At 39.5% G+C, this 18,571-nt stretch carries 16 protein-coding genes; 8 read left to right on the top strand and 8 right to left on the bottom strand.

Annotated features, from left to right (window positions below):
• Positions 1-14: 14 nt before the first annotated feature.
• The 3 genes from rseP (at position 15) to B3139_RS00960 (ending at position 2,418) form a co-directional block, all read left to right on the top strand.
• Entirely contained in the window at positions 15-1,340 is a 1,326-nt protein-coding gene (gene rseP, locus B3139_RS00970; protein ID WP_293879339.1) for an RIP metalloprotease RseP, read from the top strand.
• A 253-nt stretch (positions 1,341-1,593) separates the two neighbouring features.
• Entirely contained in the window at positions 1,594-1,797 is a 204-nt protein-coding gene (locus B3139_RS00965; protein WP_293879337.1) for a YwbE family protein, read from the top strand.
• 249 nt (positions 1,798-2,046) lie between these two features.
• Positions 2,047-2,418 carry a response regulator gene (locus tag B3139_RS00960; RefSeq protein ID WP_209574494.1) on the top strand — a complete coding sequence of 124 codons (372 nt, stop codon included), beginning with the start codon at positions 2,047-2,049 and terminating at the stop codon, positions 2,416-2,418.
• Between the two features lie 36 nt (positions 2,419-2,454).
• Here B3139_RS00960 and B3139_RS00955 read toward each other — a convergent pair whose 3' ends face one another.
• The 8 genes from B3139_RS00955 to B3139_RS00920 all read right to left on the bottom strand — a co-directional run bounded on the left by B3139_RS00955 (position 2,455) and on the right by B3139_RS00920 (position 12,335).
• Complete coding sequence (locus B3139_RS00955) at positions 2,455-2,667, bottom strand: DUF6965 family protein (RefSeq protein WP_293879334.1); 213 nt, start codon at positions 2,665-2,667, stop codon at positions 2,455-2,457.
• 25 nt (positions 2,668-2,692) lie between these two features.
• Positions 2,693-4,159, bottom strand: coding sequence for an efflux transporter outer membrane subunit (locus tag B3139_RS00950; protein ID WP_293879332.1), 1,467 nt, complete (start codon positions 4,157-4,159; stop codon positions 2,693-2,695).
• On the bottom strand, positions 4,159-7,311 hold the full coding sequence (locus tag B3139_RS00945) for an efflux RND transporter permease subunit (RefSeq protein WP_293879330.1): 3,153 nt from the start codon (positions 7,309-7,311) through the stop codon (positions 4,159-4,161). Before B3139_RS00945 ends, B3139_RS00950 begins: the two co-directional genes overlap by 1 nt.
• A gap of 76 nt (positions 7,312-7,387) precedes the next feature.
• The gene (locus B3139_RS00940) at positions 7,388-8,551 is read right to left on the bottom strand and encodes an efflux RND transporter periplasmic adaptor subunit (protein WP_293879328.1); all 1,164 of its coding nucleotides are present in this window, start codon (positions 8,549-8,551) and stop codon (positions 7,388-7,390) included.
• Between the two features lie 243 nt (positions 8,552-8,794).
• On the bottom strand, positions 8,795-9,628 hold the full coding sequence (locus tag B3139_RS00935; RefSeq protein WP_293879326.1) for an AMP nucleosidase: 834 nt from the start codon (positions 9,626-9,628) through the stop codon (positions 8,795-8,797).
• A gap of 121 nt (positions 9,629-9,749) precedes the next feature.
• Positions 9,750-11,000 carry an ATP-dependent Clp protease ATP-binding subunit ClpX gene (gene clpX, locus B3139_RS00930; protein WP_209574484.1) on the bottom strand — a complete coding sequence of 417 codons (1,251 nt, stop codon included), beginning with the start codon at positions 10,998-11,000 and terminating at the stop codon, positions 9,750-9,752.
• 2 nt (positions 11,001-11,002) lie between these two features.
• A complete protein-coding gene (clpP, locus tag B3139_RS00925; protein ID WP_293879324.1) occupies positions 11,003-11,704 on the bottom strand; it encodes an ATP-dependent Clp endopeptidase proteolytic subunit ClpP in 702 nt (233 codons plus the stop codon).
• Positions 11,705-11,873: 169 nt separating this feature from the next.
• Complete coding sequence (locus B3139_RS00920) at positions 11,874-12,335, bottom strand: type I restriction enzyme HsdR N-terminal domain-containing protein (RefSeq protein ID WP_293879323.1); 462 nt, start codon at positions 12,333-12,335, stop codon at positions 11,874-11,876.
• 397 nt (positions 12,336-12,732) lie between these two features.
• Between B3139_RS00920 and holA the strand changes: the two genes are divergently transcribed.
• The 5 genes from holA (at position 12,733) to B3139_RS00895 (ending at position 18,565) form a co-directional block, all read left to right on the top strand.
• Complete coding sequence (gene holA / locus B3139_RS00915; RefSeq protein WP_293879321.1) at positions 12,733-13,740, top strand: DNA polymerase III subunit delta; 1,008 nt, start codon at positions 12,733-12,735, stop codon at positions 13,738-13,740.
• A 203-nt stretch (positions 13,741-13,943) separates the two neighbouring features.
• Positions 13,944-14,561, top strand: a complete 618-nt coding sequence (locus B3139_RS00910) for a TetR/AcrR family transcriptional regulator (RefSeq protein ID WP_209574476.1) — start codon at positions 13,944-13,946, stop codon at positions 14,559-14,561.
• The gene (locus tag B3139_RS00905; protein WP_293879318.1) at positions 14,551-15,861 is read left to right on the top strand and encodes a TolC family protein; all 1,311 of its coding nucleotides are present in this window, start codon (positions 14,551-14,553) and stop codon (positions 15,859-15,861) included. The genes B3139_RS00910 and B3139_RS00905 overlap by 11 nt, the downstream gene beginning before the upstream one ends.
• 14 nt (positions 15,862-15,875) lie before the next feature.
• Entirely contained in the window at positions 15,876-16,979 is a 1,104-nt protein-coding gene (locus tag B3139_RS00900) for an HlyD family secretion protein (RefSeq protein ID WP_209574472.1), read from the top strand.
• Between the two features lie 2 nt (positions 16,980-16,981).
• Complete coding sequence (locus tag B3139_RS00895) at positions 16,982-18,565, top strand: MDR family MFS transporter (RefSeq protein ID WP_209574471.1); 1,584 nt, start codon at positions 16,982-16,984, stop codon at positions 18,563-18,565.
• The last annotated feature ends 6 nt before the right edge of the window (positions 18,566-18,571 follow it).

Genomic DNA, 18,571 nt, shown 5'->3' with positions numbered 1-18,571 from the left:
TTTAAAAAGCATACATGGGTGTTTTAATTATGGTCGGACAAGTGATTCTAGGCTTGTCAATTTTAATTGTTCTACATGAGTTAGGACATTTTTTAGCAGCGCGTGCATTTGGTATCAAGGTAGAAAAGTTTTATTTGTTCTTTGATGCTTGGGGAGTGAAATTGTTTAAATTCAATTATAAAGGATGTGAATATGGTATTGGCTGGTTACCATTAGGCGGTTATGTCAAAATTGCTGGGATGATCGATGAGTCGATGGATACAGAGCAATTGAAGGGTGAACCACAGCCTTGGGAATTTCGATCAAAACCAGCTTGGCAACGTTTGATTGTTATGTTGGGCGGTATTATTGTCAATATTGTGGTCGGTGTTGTTGTTTTTTGGATGCTGACTTTTAAAATGGGCAATACGGATATCAAAATGAACCAGCTTGTAAACGGTATTGTGCCGGGCTCTATTGGTGAATCTATTGGTTTGAAAGCCGGTGATAAGGTGGTCGCAATTGATGGTCACCGCGTAGAGAACTACTCGGAATTGATCAGTTCCAAAGTCTTGATGGGCGGAGTTACACTCGCCGTCGAACGTGGTGGTGTGACTGAAGATGTCAAAGTTCCAGCCGATTTATTAAATACACTTTCTGACAAAAAAGGAGAGAAGTTTATTGAACCACGTGTTAGAACAACAAGTGTTGCTGAAGTTGCTCCAGGATCGGTGGCTAGTAAAATGGGGTTTGTGAAAGGCGACAGCATTATCGCTGTAAATGGTACGCAGGTTCCCTTCTTTGACCAATTTAAGACACAAATAAAAGCGAATATAAATAAAACTGTTGCTATTAAAGTACTGCGTAATGGAGAGGAAGTTTCACTGCAAGGAAATGTTCCTGCTGATGCTATGCTGGGAATAGGCATTAACCGTGATTATTCCATCAAGTCTTTTACAACACAATATACTTTGACAGAGGCATTCCCAATTGGTGCAAAGAAGGCTTTTACAGTGATTACCGATAATGCCAAAGGATTTGGCAAAATTTTCAAAGGTGAAGTGCGTGCTGATAAAGCCTTATCGGGTCCCATTGGTATCGCAACTTTGTTTGGTACGGAGGTAGATTGGATCCGTTTTTGGTCTTTGGTAGGTATGTTATCGATGGCATTGGCATTTATGAACCTATTGCCTATTCCAGCGCTGGATGGTGGGCACGTATTATTCTTATTGATTGAAATGATACAAGGTAAGCCATTGAGCGAGAAATTCCTGGAAAAAGCGCAGATGGTTGGTTTCTTTATTCTTTTGGCTTTAATGGTCTTTATATTCGGAAATGATATTTTTAAGCTCTTTAAATAACTCAATCGATCGCCAGCCGATGCTGACGGCATGTATATCATAAAGTAAAGGGGGGCTAAATTCAAAGTCCCCTTTACTTTATGATATCGGTACGCTTACAGGAAAAGGCTTCGCGTTGTATAATTATCCGCTAGCTGCATTAGCCCCTCATATGTTTTCATTGATTGTATTACAGCCTTTAGGATGAAGATTTTTACAACAATAAATTCTCTATTTATATTGCATTTGAAAAACAATTTTTCTAAGTTTGGTCATGGATGGAAGAAATAGAGCAGATGTAAAGCCTGGTATGTTGGTGAATATCATCTTAAAAAAAGATCAACGTACTGGAAATCTTACAGAGGGGATTGTGAAGGACTTGTTGACCTCATCCTCTTATCATTCGAGAGGAATTAAAGTGAGATTGACGGACGGCCAAATAGGAAGAGTGGCCAAAATTATTGAAGATGACTTTTAGCAGGTGTTCTACTGATCTTCCGCTCTTTTTTATTTAATCTTTCCTCATACTATTTATACGGAAAGATCTGCTACCTATGGTGTTCTTTTTGAATAAATCACATGTAAAGATTGTTGAATTACTAATAGTAGATATTTTGACATAAAACTGCATAATGACATTATTATTACTAAATTTTTCTGTATTTTTTATTTTATTACATATTTATATAATATTGTTTTTATAATTACTAAATGACGGTTTTTTCAAATGGATATCAAAAGTAAATGTACGATTGTCTATGCTGATGATGCATTGATTCATCATATACTGATGCGCGCAATGACTCAATCTCATTTATTGAATTTGGTTTATTGTGCTTCTAATGGGATGGACTTAATTGACTACCTCCATGACAACGGACATGAACTTCCTCAGATATGTATACTGGATCTACATATGCCCGTGCTAAACGGAATAGAAACGGCAAAAATAATGAAAGAAAAGTTTCCCTCCGTCAGAATATTCGGTCTGACATCGAGCAGTGATGAAAATGAACGGATGAAAATGCGGGACGCTGGGGCAGAAGAGATTTTTTCAAAGGAGCAGATGCCTTTATTAATGAAACAACTTGCTTCTTGAATATAAAAAGCTACAAAAAAAAAAGCCTAACATCTGTTAGGCTTTTTCTTTGGTTTCTAAAGCATCCTTGAATTTTAGCAGTCTAATCCAGGACGGACATTTACTTAAGTCTTTTTTCCATAAGCTTACATGGATGAAGCTTGTGCTTAAGAAGCGTTTCACGTCGAAGACTTGCATGTCCTGCTGTATTTCCAGCTTATCAGGAAGGTCTTTGGATTTAAAATATTGTTGTAATTCCTCTGGAGTCATACGACAAAAGTAAAGTTTTAAATCTTTATCTCCAACCTCCGCCAAGTGCGCGGTAAAGATCTACAAATGCATCTAAATGCTGCTGTCTTAACTCCACAAGGTCAAGGTCACTGTTTAATGCATTGCTTTGCGCAGTAATGACCTCTAAATAAGTGGCATATCCGCTTTTGAAGAGTAGATTCGCATTTTTTACCGCAAGTTGCGCATTATCCACTCTTTCTTTTACCAGAGATAATTGTTCACGTTGTTTGTCTACTGTAACAACTGCATTAGAGACTTCGGCTACTGCCTCCACAACCTTTTGCTGCAACTGAATTTCAGCCTTATCTCGTTCCAATTTGGCTACTTCATATTGTGTTTTTAATGTTCTGTTTTTGAAAATAGGAGTGGTTAGATTTCCAGTTATTCCGCCGAGTAATGCTCCAGGAATATTGAACCAATTTTTTGGAAGCATGCTATTAACCCCTAATACGCCACCGATAGTTAAGGATGGATAACGCATGGCCTGTTGGATATTAACGTTGGCATTGGCAGCCATCAATTGGAGCTCAGATGATCGGATGTCAGGTCTATTGCGAAGAATCTCTAATGGAGAACCGAGGGAGATATCTTTGCTCTCGGCGAAGAGGTGCTCGTAAGAGGTGCCTCTATTGATATTGTCGGGCAATTTTCCGGTTAGTGTCTGAAGGGCATTTTCCTGAATGACAATTTCCTTTTCCAGTTCAGGTACAAGGGACGCAGCCAAGAGACGCTGCGATTGTGTTTGTTGGATCGCCAAAGCGGTGATTTCACCAGCTTCATATTGTAACCTGATCATGCGGAGCGTACTATCGTTTAATTGGACGTTACGTTTAGCGACTTCTATTTTAGCATCAAGCATCAGAAGATTGAAATAGCCTTTTGCTACCGAAGTTATAATGGAGGTCTGTACAGCGTTTTTTGCTTCCTCGGTATCCAAATATTCGGCCAATAGTTGCTCTTGTTTGCTTCCTATCTTCTTCCAGATATCTATTTCCCAGCTAAAGTTAATGTCTGAGCCAAACATTGACTGATAGACGAACATATTTTGAGGTGCTTTTTCACCTTTTTGATCATAGTATTTGGTCAGTGGGCCGCTGCCAAAATCCTGCGATCGCCAAGTCCGGTTTCCATTGGCAATGGTTGCATTTACACTCGGTAAGTAATTAGCCTTATTTTGCGCTAATAGCCGGTTTGAAATCTGCAGGTTGAGCAAGGCTGTCCTCATCTCAAAATTGTTTGATAATGCAGAATCAATTAATAACTTCAACGTCGGATCGTGGAAGAAAGATTTCCAATGAATTAGTCCCATACTGGAGGTGTCTCCGAAGAGGTCTAGTGTGTCGCCACGAAAATTTTCAGGAAGTTTTACTTTGGGCTGCACATAATCTTTTCCTACTTTACAGGCGTTCATCATTCCTAATAGGCCTATGATTATACCGATTCCCGAAATATATTTTTTTATGTTTTTCATTATTCTTCCTCTTGTTTAGCTAGTTTATCATGTAGTTTTTCATCCAAGCTTTTAAATACGACAAATAATACCGGGATGATGAAGATACCAAACGCTACGCCAAAGAGCATACCGCCGGCGGCGCTGAAACTGATGGAGTGATTGCCGATAGCTGATGGCCCTACCGTCCACATTAGTGGTACTAGACCGGCTACAAATGCCAAACTGGTCATCAAGATAGGCCTTAATCTAAGCTTGGATCCATTGATGGCTGCTTCGACGATACTCTTACCATTTTTACGCTCCTGGACGGCGAATTCTACAATCAGAATTGCGTTTTTGGCCAAAAGACCAATAAGCATGATGAGCCCTACCTGAACATAAATGTTGTTTTGGAGTCCCACCAGGTTGATGACAGCGAAGACGCCGATCAGTCCCACTGGTATTGACAATAGTACTGCCCACGGAAGGATATAGCTTTCATATTGAGCCGAAAGCAGGAAGTATACAAAAAGAATACTAAGTGCAAAAATCAGCGCGGTCTGTGAGCCAGATTGGCTCTCCTCGTAGCTCATGCCCGTCCATTCAAATCCATAATTCCCAGGAAGGTTGCTATCGGCCATTTTTTGGATAGCCTGCATAGCGTCATCTGTACTGTAACCGTCGGCAGTAGTGATATTCACAGCGATAGCGTTGTACAGATTATAACGGGTTATTGTTTCGGGTCCTACTGTCTTTTCTAAGGTCAGGAGTGTATTTATAGGAACCATTTCACCTTTGCTATTCCGTACAAAAATTGAATTGAAGGATTCGGGATCTTTACGGAAATCAAAATCCGATTGGACATAAACGCGATACTGGCGGCCAAATCGATTGAAATCACTCGCTTGTACGCGTGCAAAGTAAGATCTGATGGTGGACATTAGATCTTTGATATCGACCCCTAGGGATTTTGCTTTCACAGCATCAATATTGACTTCATACTGCGGGAAGTTGGATTTGAAGCTTGTGTAGGCGCTTCGTATCTCTGGTAAAGTATTGAGCTGGTTTATAAATGTGTCGGCGATAGTATTAAAGTCTCTGATATCGCCACCCATCCGATCCTGAAGAACCATTTCAATTCCGGCAAAGTCTCCAAAACCCTGCACAGTAGGGCGAGGGAATACCGTAAACGTGGCTTCATTAATTTGGGATAGATCTTTTCTGATGGTATCCATAAAGGCATTGATATTCTGGATATGCTCACGCTTAGCGTGGGGTTTTAGGGTAATGTAACCAGCGGCAAATGCCGGACTTGAACTGCCATCTAGGGCATTAAAACCTGAAACTGTCGTCATTCCATTGATATCCTCTCTTTTCTTTAAAATACTATCGGCACGATGAAGTACTTCCGTTGTCCGGCTCAATGACGCACCAGGAGGGAGGGCAATATTGTACGTGATAAAACCATCGTCCTCGGTCGGAATAAAACTTTTAGGGGTTTTGATCATAAAAAATGCGCCGAGTGCCGTAATCAAAATTAAACCTGTCCAGGCTATTTTCTTGTTCTTGATGAGAACTGTTACTACGGCAACATATCGTAGAGTAAGTCGATCAAAAGAGGTGTTGAACGCCTTGAAGAACCGGTTTTTAAACTGATTTATCTTGCTGGTTTTTTGATCGTTGTGATGTTGTGGCGTTTTAAGTAAGAGTGCACATAGTGCAGGGCTTAAAGTCAATGCATTGAGTGCTGAAATCAGAATTGCCGTTGCCAGTGTGTAAGCAAACTGTCGATAAAAGATTCCAGCCGGCCCTTCCATAAATCCAACGGGCAAAAATACGGCGGCCATGACCATAGTTATTGACAGAATGGCGCCTGTAATTTCGGACATCGTCGACAATGTCGCCGCTCGGGCTTTTAATCCTGTACTGTGCATTTTCTCGTGGATCGCCTCAACGACAACGATCGCATCATCCACCACAATTCCAATGGCTAATACCAAGGCAAACATGGTTAGGACATTCAGTGAAAATCCAAAAAGTTGCAGGAAAAAGAACGTTCCTACCAGCGATACCGGGATTGCAATGGCTGGAATTAAGGTAGACCTAAAATCTTGTAAGAAAATAAATACAATAACAAATACGAGGATAAAGGCTTCGAAAAGTGTGTGTTCGACTTGGTTGATCGATTCGTCGATCTGGTCCCTTACCGAGTACGTCACTTCGTAGTGTATGCCTTTTGGAAATGTTTTTGATTGTTCTTCGAGTACTTTTCTAACGGCAATATCAATATCATGAGCGTTAGAACCACTGGTCTGTGTTAGATTGAGGGTTAGGCCCGGATGTCCATTTACCTTATTATCGCTACTTAGATTGGTCGCTCCAAATTCTATTCTTGCGACATCCTTTAGATAGAGCACTGATCCATCTTCGTTGGTTTTAATCACAATATTTTGGAATTCCTCCGGTGTGGTGAAGCGCCCCTTATGGCGGATCACAGTCTCAAAAGCTTCGTCTGAAGTCTCTCCAAATTTACCAGGGGCGATCTCAAAGTTCTGATCTTTTATCGCGTCAGTGACATCCTGTGGAACCAAGTTGTAAAGGGCGAGCTTTTCGGGGTTTAACCAGAGTCTCATGGCATAATCCCTAGCCCCTAAGCGGGACACTTGAGCTACCCCATCTACACGCAGTAACGGCCGCATCAGGTTAATCTGTGCAAAGGCCTGTAGAAAAGTTTCGTCATAGGCGCTGTCTTGATGATCGGAGTATAAGTTGATGGTCATAATGACACCGGTTTGCCTTGGCATGACGGTGATACCCGCTTCATTTACTTCCGCGGGAATGGAGCTAATGGCTTTGGAAATCCGAGTCTGTACGTTAACGGAGGCAATGTCTGGATTGGTACCTGTCTTGAAATAAACAGAAACACTCCCAGACCCTGAGTTGGAAGCAGAGGATTTGATGTAAGTCATATCCTCTACACCATTGATGGCTTCTTCGATAGGTAATAAAACACTTTTTGCCACTGTTTCAGCATTCGCTCCAGGATAACTGAGTGAAACAAGCACACTGGGTGGTGCGATTTCTGGAAAGCGCGAGACAGGCAGCAATTTTAGGCCTACTAGACCTAAAATAACCAAGATAATGGAAACCACCGTGGCCAATACGGGCCTATTTATAAATGTTTTAAGCATATATATAGAATTTTAAACATGCTACTTTCAGTGCGCAGTATCACTGGCACAAGTAGCATGCAAAAATGATCAATAATTATTTCTGTAAAATTGGGGTTACAGGTGAACCGTCGGTCAATTTGTCAAAGCCGCTAGTAATAACACGGTCGTTTTCGTTTAAACCTGAATAGACGATATAGTTGTTTTTACTTTTGCCCGAAAGCTGTATATTTCGTTTCTGTGCCTTATTGTTTTGGTCCAATATATAGACAAAGGTTTTATCTTGCAATTCGTTTACAGCAATCTGAGGGATTTGAAGAACACCTTTCTTAATCTCAGCGATTTTAAGCGTACCGCTGCTTCCAGATCGGAGAATGTTATCATGATTTTGAAAGGTAGCGCGTAAGGAGATTGCTCCCGTGGTACGGTTGATTTGGCCATTGACCGCATCAACTATACCCTTTTTCGCATATTCTTCACCATCTGCGAGAACTAAAGTCACCTCGGGAAATACAAGTTTTTGATTCTGGTTGTATTTCTTACCTTCTAAGCTATCTTTTTTTGCCTGAGCTTTTGAAAAATACAGAAAATCAGATTCATTCATGGAAAAATAAACATACACTTCCTGAATATCGGAAAGATAGGTGAGGGGTTCTTTATCTCCCTTCGATACCAAATTCCCAATACGCTTTGGGATCCGGCCAATGTAACCGCTTACCGGTGCTGTGATAACGGTAAAATCCTTACTGATCTGAGCCGAGCGCACGGCCGCGATAGCTTGGTCGAGTGTTGCCTTGGCAACTTGATAATCTGACTTGGCAGAAGAAAGTCTGACGTCGGAAATAACATCATTTTGAACAAGCGGTTTCAATCGGTCTACTTCAAGTTGTGCATTTTTAAGTTTGGCTTTAGCGACCTGTTCTGTAGCGATCATGTTATTCAGGTTTTCCTGATAGGTGGAAGGATCAACTTTAAATAGCTTTTGACCTTTTTGTACAAAAGAACCTTCATCAACATAAATTTCCTGAAGTAATCCCTCTACCTGGGGGCGAACTTCTACATTAACCTTACCTTCGATTGTCCCCAAATAATCCTTGATGGTAATTGCATCTGATTTCTTTACGGTATAAACTGGTAAGGCGACGCTTTTTTCTTTGCTTTTATTTTCTTTTGAAGAACTTGAAGAACAACTTACCTGAGTGGCTAAGGCTGAACAAATCAATAGAGATACGTTGAAAATAGATAATGTTTTTTTCTTCACAATGATTGATTAATTTTTATGATATATGTGTGTGTAATATGAATATTACAATATAAACGTCAAATAGTTTAATTATTGTGAAGATTAACATTTGTTAACATCTCAAATTGGAGTTAATAATTGTTCAATTATTAATCAATATTAATGATTAATAGTTTCAGGTACTTGATAATGAATTTTTTAGGGGAAGGAATACATCATATTTTCCCCCGTAGGAAAATATGATGTTATTGAGATGGAAACCTAAAATTTAAGGTGCTTTACGGTCAGCCCGTTATTAATAAGTTGTTTTAAGGCATCAATTCCTATGCTAATATGCGCTTCTACATATTTCGCCGTAACGGTTACGTCACTGACAGATGTTTTGACTCCTTCCGGAACCATTGGTTGATCCGAAACGAGCAGTAAAGCACCGGTAGGAATTTTGTTGGCAAAACCGACACTGAATATCGTTGCTGTTTCCATATCAACGCACATAGCACGGATTGATTTCAAATATTTTTTAAAGGCTTTATCATGTTCCCAAACTCTTCGATTGGTGGTGTATACCGTTCCTGTCCAGTAATCCCGTTGATGATCCCTTATTGTAGTTGATATAGCCTTTTGCATAGCGAAGGCAGGTAGGGAGGGCACTTCGGGTGGAAAATAATCATTCGATGTTCCTTCGCCACGGATAGCAGCAATGGGTAAAATCAATTCACCCACAGGAATCTTTTTCTTGATCCCACCGGTTTTACCCAGAAATAGTACTGCTTTTGGCGCAATGGCTGATAATAGATCCATAATGGTTGCGGCCATAGGGCTTCCCATACCGAAGTTGATGATGGTAATTCCGCCAGCGGTGACCGACTGCATTGGTTTATCTTCGCCATAGATGGGTGCATTATCATGCATTTCAGAAAACAGCTGTATATATTTTGAAAAGTTTGTCAAAAGGATGTATTCTCCAAACTCTTCTAAAGGTCTTCCTGTATACCTGGGAAGCCAATTGTTTACAATTTCTTCTTTACTTTTTAAACCTGGTGTTATCGGACTATTTACGGTACTTTTGGCACTTTTCTTTTTTGTCATAGTCATTAAATTTAGTTTCTCGAATCTCTTATATTCCTATAAACATTCCATTATGGGTATGTTGTTATTGTAATATAAGATTTTTAATTGTTTAAAAAAAAATCCCGTTCAGCTGAACGGGATTTTTTTAAGCGACTTTAAGCTTTTTCAAATCGGACTTCTCGAATTTTTTCTTCGCGTAGTCCAGGGTGATTTCCAAAGCTTTCTGTCCCGTCTGCTCTTTTGTTGATGGAATCTCAAACATCGCGTCCAACATAATGGCTTCACAGATACTGCGTAAACCCCTAGCTCCGAGTTTGAATTCATCCGCTTTATCGACAATAAAGGTATAAACATCAGGATCAAATTTTAGTTCGATACCTTCATATTCAAACAACTTCTTATATTGTTTGACCAATGCATTTTTAGGTTCAGTCAAGATACTCAGTAAAGTTTCTTTATCCAACGGATTTAGATAAGTCAATACTGGCAGACGCCCTATTAGCTCTGGAATCAAACCAAAGTTCTTTAAGTCTTGAGGAGTAATATATTTGTATAAGTTATTCAAATCGATTTCCTCTTCGTCTTCATTCATTTTATAACCTACAGTCTGTGTACGTAAACGGTTTGCAATTTTCTTTTGAATACCATCAAATGCACCGCCACAGATAAAGAGTATATTACTAGTATTTACCGCGATCATTTTTTGATCAGGGTGCTTACGGCCGCCCTGAGGTGGAACGTTAACCACTGTACCTTCGAGAATCTTCAACAAAGCCTGTTGAACACCTTCACCTGATACATCTCTCGTAATCGAAGGATTATCACTTTTACGTGCAATTTTATCTATTTCATCGATATAGATGATTCCGCGCTCTGCCGAAGCTACATCATAATCTGCTGCTTGAAGTAAGCGTGTCAAAATACTTTCTACATCCTCGCCAACATAACCTGCCTCTGTCAGTACAGTCGCATCTACAATACAGAATGGTACGTTTAATATCTTCGCAACTGTCTTTGCTAACAATGTCTTACCAGTACCTGTTTCTCCCACGATAATTAGATTCGATTTTTCGATCTCAATTTCGTCTTTATCCACTTTCTGATTTAACCGTTTATAGTGATTATAAACTGCTACCGAAATTACTTTTTTTGCATCATCCTGACCGATCACATATTGATCCAAGTGAGTTTTGATCTCAAAAGGTCGGATCAACTTTAAAGCAGTCTGTAATGTTTTGCTTTTTCGTTGTTTTAATTCTTCTGCTAAGATTTCGCCCGCCTGCTGGATGCATCTATCACAGATATGTGCACCGTTGCCCGCAATGAGCATCTGAGCCTCATTTTTGCTTATCCCACAAAACGAACAATGAATGTCTCTATCGTTATTCTTTGCCATTGTTATTTAATATTCTCCTTCTTAGGAAGTAAAATCTCATCAATCATACCGAATTCTTTCGCCTCATTGGCTTTCATCCAGTAATCGCGGTCAGAAGATTTTTCTACCCATTCGTAAGTTTGTCCAGAATGATCTGAAATAATGGTGTATAATTCTTCTTTCAATTTCATCATTTCACGTAAGTTGATTTCCATATCCGCTGCGACGCCCTGAGCACCACCAGATGGTTGATGAATCATTACGCGTGAATGACGTAACGCTGCACGTTTCCCTTTCGCACCAGCAACCAAAAGCACAGCTCCCATAGAAGCAGCAATACCTGTACAGATTGTTGCTACATCTGGAGTAATATATTGCATAGTATCATAAATCCCTAATCCAGCATATACACTCCCACCTGGAGAATTAATGTAGATTTGGATATCACGTTGTGCATCGGTAGACTGTAAAAACAAAAGTTGTGCCTGAATAATGTTGGCAACCTGATCATCAATACCGCTACCTAAAAATATGATGCGATCCATCATCAAACGTGAGAATACATCCATCTGTGCAACGTTCAATTGACGTTCTTCAACAATGTAAGGTGTAAGATTTGTAGGAATGCTTGTCTCTGTGCGAGCAATGAAGCTGTCAACGTACTGACTTCCAATGCGGTGATGCTTTACTGCATATTTTCTGAATTCGTTTTTATCTATATTCATCTTTTTATTTTTTTCTGTTCTGTAGGACTAATATAAAACTATATTTTATAAATCAAATAAATTGAAAAGATGTTTTACATCTACTTTACATTTTTTTTATTAGCTCCACTCACCGCCAGGCGATAAGGTAAAGACTAGCTTATTTTTTATGTGTTTCATGCATAGCTCCTTAGCCAATTTCATTGTAGCTGGGGAGGTCTTCTAAAAATTCATAGGACTCAGTCTTAAAATTAATTTTACAATAGTAATGATTTATGCCATTGCTCACTACTAAGTAGGGGATGCGATGAACGGTGTTATAATTTGCGATTTGCTCAAATACTTGTTGGGTAATTTTTATGTGTGGTGCCTTAAATTCCGCCAAAACGACCTTATGTCCATTGCTGTTGTATATTAACAGATCACTTCGTTTCTGAAGGTTATTTAGTTTTAATCCGCCTTCGATATTCATCAGTGATTTTGGGTAATTTTTACTGATGGACAAATAGTTTATCCAATGCTGTCTAACCCACTCTTCGGGAGTTAACACCAGATCCTTTTTTCTGAGCTCATCAAAGATATAAATCGCATTGTTCTTTTTGGATATTTTAGCTTTAAACGGAGGCAAGTTCAGTGGAGTAGGTGAAAACATGAACAAATATACTAAAATTTCGGCAATACTTATAAATTGCCTCGGTCGGAAATATGCTGTTTTCTTTATGAACTTGCTGTCTCTAGGGGAAAGAAATAAATGTACCACGATAGTTCGGTCGCTGCATCTTCCCGGTTTTAAACCAGTCGTTTACCGCTACGCTAAGGAGTGAACAACGATATAAAAGCATAACTTTTTGAAGTTCCGGGTTGATTTGCCATTAAAATTGTAATTTTGCTTCTCATATATGCCCGTGGTTGAATATTTTGAAGACTTTATTGAAGATGCATAAGCGCACGTTAAGAGTTGTCGAAAATATATCTCAAATTTGCATGGGGCAGTACGAAAAGTGTTTATTGGGGCCGAAGAAAACAAAAAATATCGATAGTTTTTACATATGAACATACATCCGATCTTATCCGATATCAAAAACAGAGTTTTTAAACCCGTATATCTATTGCAGGGGGAGGAAAGCTATTTTATCGATACCATTGCTGATGCGCTTGAAGCGACGGTATTGACCGACGCACAAAAGGGGTTTGACCAATCCATTTTTTATGGAAAGGATGTTGATATGTCTACAATAGTCAATTCGGCTAAACGATATCCAATGATGAGCGATAATCAGGTTATCATTATTAAAGAGGCTCAAGAGTTAAAATGGAAGTCCGATACCGAAGAGTTGTTGACCAAGTACCTTGAGCATCTTACACCAACGACTATTCTTGTTTTTTGCTATAAACATGGCAAATTTGATAAGCGTAAAAAAATTTACAAAGTGTTCGAGAAAGCAGGATTAGTGATTGATGCTGCTAAACTGTATGATGATAAGGTAGCGCCGTGGATCGGATTCTACATGAAAGAGGCAGGTTGGCGTATTCATCCCCAGGCTAGTGTATTGATTGCTGATTATCTCGGTAATGATTTGTCCAAAATATCCAATGAACTGGATAAGCTTATGCTCAATGTTCCCAAAAATCAGGAAGTAAGTATGGATGACGTCGAACGTAATATTGGTATTTCCAAAGATTATAATGTATTTGAATTAAATACTGCATTAGCAAAACGGAATGTCTTAAAAGCGTATCAGATTGTCGACTATTTTGTGGCAAATCCCAAAAATAATCCTTTGGTTATGGTCATTGGTCAAGTGGCGACTTACTTTACTAAAATTCTAAAATATCATTATCTTATTGATAAGACCGCTGCTGCAAAAGAATTAGGTGTACATCCATTCTTTTTGAAAGAATATGAACTTGCGGCGAGAAATTACAATCGTAGAAAAACTTTCGACGTGCTCAATGTTCTAAAAGAGACTGATTTAAAATCGAAAGGTGTTCATGTTCCCAGTAATTTTAATAGCGCAGAGATTCTCAAAGAGATGATCTATCGGATACTCAATTAACTAGCCAAACGGAGTTTTAAACAAACAGACAAACTTGCTCAGCTATAAGACACCCCACAAGGTGTCTTTTTTTTACATAAATTTAATAATTAAACATTTGTTTAAATTAAACGTTTGTTTAACTTTGTCCCGCATTTAATAACAATGAGTTTGGTTTCGTTGCTTAAGATGCGAATGTATCTTTAAAAAGATAGGTGTTTATAATGGAATTTAACGAAAAACAGATTGATATTCTCCTTGCAGCAGAGCGTCTTTTTGCAACAAAAGGGTTTGATGGAACTTCCGTACGTGATATCGCTAATGAAGCTAATGTCAATGTGGCGATGATCAACTATTATTTTGGTTCTAAAGACAAGCTATTGGATACTTTCTTTGAATGGCGTGTTCCTGATTTCATGATCAACGTGGATGAACTTGCAGGTATTGATCATGCGTTGGATAAAATTGATGCGATGGTGGATCGATCAATTAAATCGATGAACTCACACCGAAAGCTATATCACATTATTACCATCGAAAGTTCACTAAAGCAGCGGATGCTTATATCGGAGGCTTTTAGGAAGCTCAAATTACACAATTTAGAAGTGATCTCTGCCGTCATCAATGATGGGGTTGCACAGGGGGTATTTAAGGCGGGGTATGATCCGATCTTGATTCATTCGATGATGATGGGAACTTTTATGAATTTCCAGATGAACCATAGCTTTTTACAGGATCAGTTGCATATCGATAATGATAAAGACTATGCACATTATATAGAAACAACGTTGACAGAATTTATACAGAAAACAATTAAAGCTTTATTGACATATGAAAAATAAGTTGGCCAATTTAAGTGCTTTATTGCTTTTAAGTCCTATAGGTTTATTCGCACAAGACAATAAACACATGACTTTGGAAGAGATAATTCACTTGGCCGCAAATCAAAGCGTGGAAGCGAAGTCTGCTGATACCAAGATATTTGGAAGGCAGCTCGAAGTCGAAACCGCCAAATCAAAGCAACTTCCAGACGCAAAATTGGGGGGACAATACATGGCCATGACTACTCCAAATGTGAATTTAAAGTTGGCATTGGGTGAGGGAGGGGCTGCGCCGGATATTGCCGCGAATCAATTGTGGTTAGGACAGGCTTCGGTAAGCCTGCCAATCTATACCGGCGGAAGGATTAAGGGAGGTATTGACATTGCAAAAGATATATTGAAAGCCGATGAATACAACGCTGTAGCGAGTAAGGAACAATTGGCTATACGCGCAGTGAATCTTTATCTAAGCCTTTATAAGGCTCAGCAAACCAATTTGTTGATTGCAGAAAATATTAAGCAGTCTGAGCAGCGGGTTTCGGATTTTAAAGCGATGTTAGACAATGGATTGATCGCTCGTAATGACTTATTGAAAGCTGAGTTGCAGTTATCTAACTATCAGGTATCGCTTCAGGAAGCGCAGAAAAATATCAAGGTACTGAATTATCAATTGGCTAATTTCCTGAAGATTGATGAAGATACACAATTGGATCAGATTAATCTAGCGGATGTGAGGGGTGTTGATTTGGGCTTAAAAGCATCATTTGATGCTGCGAGAAGCACCCGTTCGGATGTGAAGTCCATGGAATCACAACGTCTGGTTGCTGAAGATCAGTTGAAAGTAACCAAAGCTGCTGCCATGCCAACTGTCTCTGCAACGGCAGGTTACAATGCTTTTGGCCTTCAAAAGGTGGTTACTGTAACTAATGCAGCGATGATAGGCGTGGGGGTATCGTATGATATAGGTTCGCTCTATAAGAACAAAAGGGAGGTTAATGTCGCCAAAAATCGCATTAAAGAAATCGATGAACATATTGAACTATTAAACGACAAGGTGAAAGTTCAGGTACAGCAGGCGAACGAAAACTACATGTTGGCACAAAAGCAGGATGTAGTGTATCATCAGGCGCTGGATCAGGCAGTTGAAAATTATCGTATTACCAAAGATAAGTATGATAACGGTATTGCAGATACAGATGATTTGTTGACGGCAGATGTACAGCAACTTCAAAGTAAAATAAACCTTGCGATCAGCAAAGCAAACACAATCGAAAAATACTATGACCTTCTATTGGCAAATGGGTCGTTAAATATTAAATAGCAATTAATCTAGACATGGAAAATACAATAGAAAACGCACCTGAGAAAAAAGGTACAAATAAAAAATTCACCATTGTTTTGGCTGCACTCGTTATTTTCGGTGGGGCTTACGGTGGTTATAAATACCTGCATGGTCAGGCGCACGAAACGACTGATGACGCACAAGTAGAAAAAAACATGAGTCCGATTATTCCGCGTGTTGGTGGATTCATTTCGAAAGTCTACGTAAAGGATAACGATTTGGTAAAAAAAGGCGACACCTTGTTTACCATTGAAAGCCAGGATTATCAGGTTCGCGTAGATGAGGCTTTAGCAGCACTTGCAGCGGCTCAAAGCAGTTTTGATGTTTCAAAGGCGGACGTGTCTGCATCTTCGGCAAATGTAGCCATATCTGATGCAACGATCCAATCTAATTTGGGTAGTATTGAAGCGGCTCGTATTCGTGCCAAGCAAGCGAATAATGATTACATCCGCTACCAAAACTTGTACAACAACCAATCGATTACGAAGCAACAATATGAACAAGCATTAACCGCTAAGCTAGAAGCTGACAAGCAGGTTGAAATTTTGCAACAACAACGTAATGCAAGTGCATCTCAACGCAATGCAATCGTTAGTAAAACAACAGTAGCTTCTAAACAAACGTCTGTTGCAGAGGCAAATATAAAGAGAGCGAATGCGCAGCTCGAAGCAGCTAAATTGAATCTCTCTTATACGGCGGTGCTCGCATCTGTAGATGGCCAGGTGTCCAATATCAAGGTGCAACCAGGCCAGATGGTCAATCCGGGACAATCGTTATTCTATATTGTAGATAATATTGAAACTTGGGTTGTAGCTAATTTTAAAGAGACGCAGCTGGAAAAAATGAAACCAGGCCAAAAGGTTGGAATTAAAGTGGATGCTTATCCTAATATCGAGTTTGAAGGCGAAGTAAACTCTTTTTCACCAGCTACTGGTTCACGATTCTCTTTATTGCCTCCAGATAATGCCACGGGTAACTTTGTGAAAACTGTGCAGCGTTTGCCGGTAAAAATTAAATTGACAAAAGACAATAAAGCAGAAAACGTGGCTTTGCTCAGACCGGGCATGAATGCTGACGTAGATGTGCATGTTCAATAATTATGGAAAATTTAAATCAACAAGATAGTCTGGTTGAATATGGTTTTCGACGCGTCGTAATCACTATTACAGCAGTGCTATGTGCTCTGCTGGAAATTGTGGACACCACGATTGTCAATGTAGCCCTTAACGATATGAAAGGTTCGTTGGGTGCTACTTTAACGGATGTAGCATGGGTGATAACGGCTTATGCAATTGCCAATGTCATTGTAATTCCGATGACCAGCTGGTTGTCCCAACAGTTTGGACGTAGAAATTATTTTGCTGCCTCTATTATCATATTCACCGTATCTTCATTTTTGTGCGGTAACGCAACCAATATGTGGGAACTCGTCGCTTTTCGCTTTATACAAGGGATGGGTGGGGGTGCCTTATTGGTTACAGCTCAAACAATTATTACGGAAAGTTATCCCAAAGAAAAACGTAGTATGGCTCAGGCGATCTACGGGATGGGGGTTATCGTTGGGCCTACTTTAGGGCCACCTCTGGGTGGTTATATTATCGATAATTTCTCTTGGCCGTACATATTTTATATTAATGTGCCACTTGGAATTATCGCTACATTGTTGACATTGTCTTTTGTCCGAAGTCCCAAATATAGCCAAAAACAGTCTGCCAAAGAAGTGGACTGGTTCGGCATGATTTTCTTGGTTATGTTTATCGGATCGCTCCAATTTGTATTGGAACATGGGCAACAGGATGACTGGTTTGACGACTCCTTAATTCTGGGCTTATCGATCTTATCGGCTTTTGGATTGTTATTCTTTATCTGGCGGGAATTGGTATATGATAAACCTATCGTCAACCTGCGCGTATTGAAAGATAAGAATTTGCAGGTTGGTGTAGTGATGAGTTTTATACTCGGTTTTGGTCTGTTCGGGTCTACTTTTATTATACCGATTTATACCCAGTCTATATTAGGATGGACAGCAACAGACGCTGGTTTGCTGTTGTTACCAAGTTCGATCATGACTGGTATTATGATGCCGTTTATTGGTAAGATGATTCAAAATGGTGTACCTCAAAAATACATGGTTGCAGTAGGACTCAGTATCTTTTTTGGCTTCTGTTTTTGGATGTACAGTTTAATGACGAATGACACGGGTTCGGAGCACATGTTTTGGCCACTAATTTTACGTGGAGTTGGATTGGGATTGTTGTTCGTGCCTGTTATGACGCTTTCTTTATCGACATTGCAAGGTAAATCAATCGGTGAAGGTGCTGCTTTTACAGGGATGATGCGTCAATTGGGTGGTTCGTTCGGAATTGCATTGATTACGACTTTTATCGCCCGGGATACCCAAAAACATCGTGTTGATCTAGTTGGTAATTTGGACCCTAGTAAGTTTGATGTGCAGCAGCGTGTACAGCAATTGCAAATGAGCTTTCAGGCGAAAGGTTTTGCACCAAATGAAGCTTTGGCCAAAGCGTATCAGATATTAGATCTAAACGTGATGAAGCAAGCTACTGTGTTGTCCTATATGGATGTATTTCTGTATTTAGGGGTTGTATTTTTGATTTGCGTTCCTTTTGTATTGATGATAAAACAAGGCAAAACGCAGATCGATATGTCTAGTGTGCATTAGTCCAAG

The organism is Sphingobacterium sp. UBA1498 (genome assembly GCF_002325125.1).
Classification (GTDB): domain Bacteria; phylum Bacteroidota; class Bacteroidia; order Sphingobacteriales; family Sphingobacteriaceae; genus Sphingobacterium.
Note: the sequence above shows the minus strand (reverse complement) of the source record. Positions and strands in the feature narration are given on the sequence as shown.

Coding starts and splice junctions, on each gene's coding strand:
- rseP (WP_293879339.1), top strand. CDS start 15: ATGGGTGTTTTAATTATGGTCGGACAAGTGATTCTAGGCTTGTCAATT.
- B3139_RS00965 (WP_293879337.1), top strand. CDS start 1,594: ATGGATGGAAGAAATAGAGCAGATGTAAAGCCTGGTATGTTGGTGAAT.
- B3139_RS00960 (WP_209574494.1), top strand. CDS start 2,047: ATGGATATCAAAAGTAAATGTACGATTGTCTATGCTGATGATGCATTG.
- B3139_RS00955 (WP_293879334.1), bottom strand. CDS start 2,667: ATGACTCCAGAGGAATTACAACAATATTTTAAATCCAAAGACCTTCCT.
- B3139_RS00950 (WP_293879332.1), bottom strand. CDS start 4,159: ATGAAAAACATAAAAAAATATATTTCGGGAATCGGTATAATCATAGGC.
- B3139_RS00945 (WP_293879330.1), bottom strand. CDS start 7,311: ATGCTTAAAACATTTATAAATAGGCCCGTATTGGCCACGGTGGTTTCC.
- B3139_RS00935 (WP_293879326.1), bottom strand. CDS start 9,628: ATGACTATGACAAAAAAGAAAAGTGCCAAAAGTACCGTAAATAGTCCG.
- clpX (WP_209574484.1), bottom strand. CDS start 11,000: ATGGCAAAGAATAACGATAGAGACATTCATTGTTCGTTTTGTGGGATA.
- clpP (WP_293879324.1), bottom strand. CDS start 11,704: ATGAATATAGATAAAAACGAATTCAGAAAATATGCAGTAAAGCATCAC.
- B3139_RS00920 (WP_293879323.1), bottom strand. CDS start 12,335: ATGTTTTCACCTACTCCACTGAACTTGCCTCCGTTTAAAGCTAAAATA.
- holA (WP_293879321.1), top strand. CDS start 12,733: ATGAACATACATCCGATCTTATCCGATATCAAAAACAGAGTTTTTAAA.
- B3139_RS00910 (WP_209574476.1), top strand. CDS start 13,944: ATGGAATTTAACGAAAAACAGATTGATATTCTCCTTGCAGCAGAGCGT.
- B3139_RS00905 (WP_293879318.1), top strand. CDS start 14,551: ATGAAAAATAAGTTGGCCAATTTAAGTGCTTTATTGCTTTTAAGTCCT.
- B3139_RS00900 (WP_209574472.1), top strand. CDS start 15,876: ATGGAAAATACAATAGAAAACGCACCTGAGAAAAAAGGTACAAATAAA.
- B3139_RS00895 (WP_209574471.1), top strand. CDS start 16,982: ATGGAAAATTTAAATCAACAAGATAGTCTGGTTGAATATGGTTTTCGA.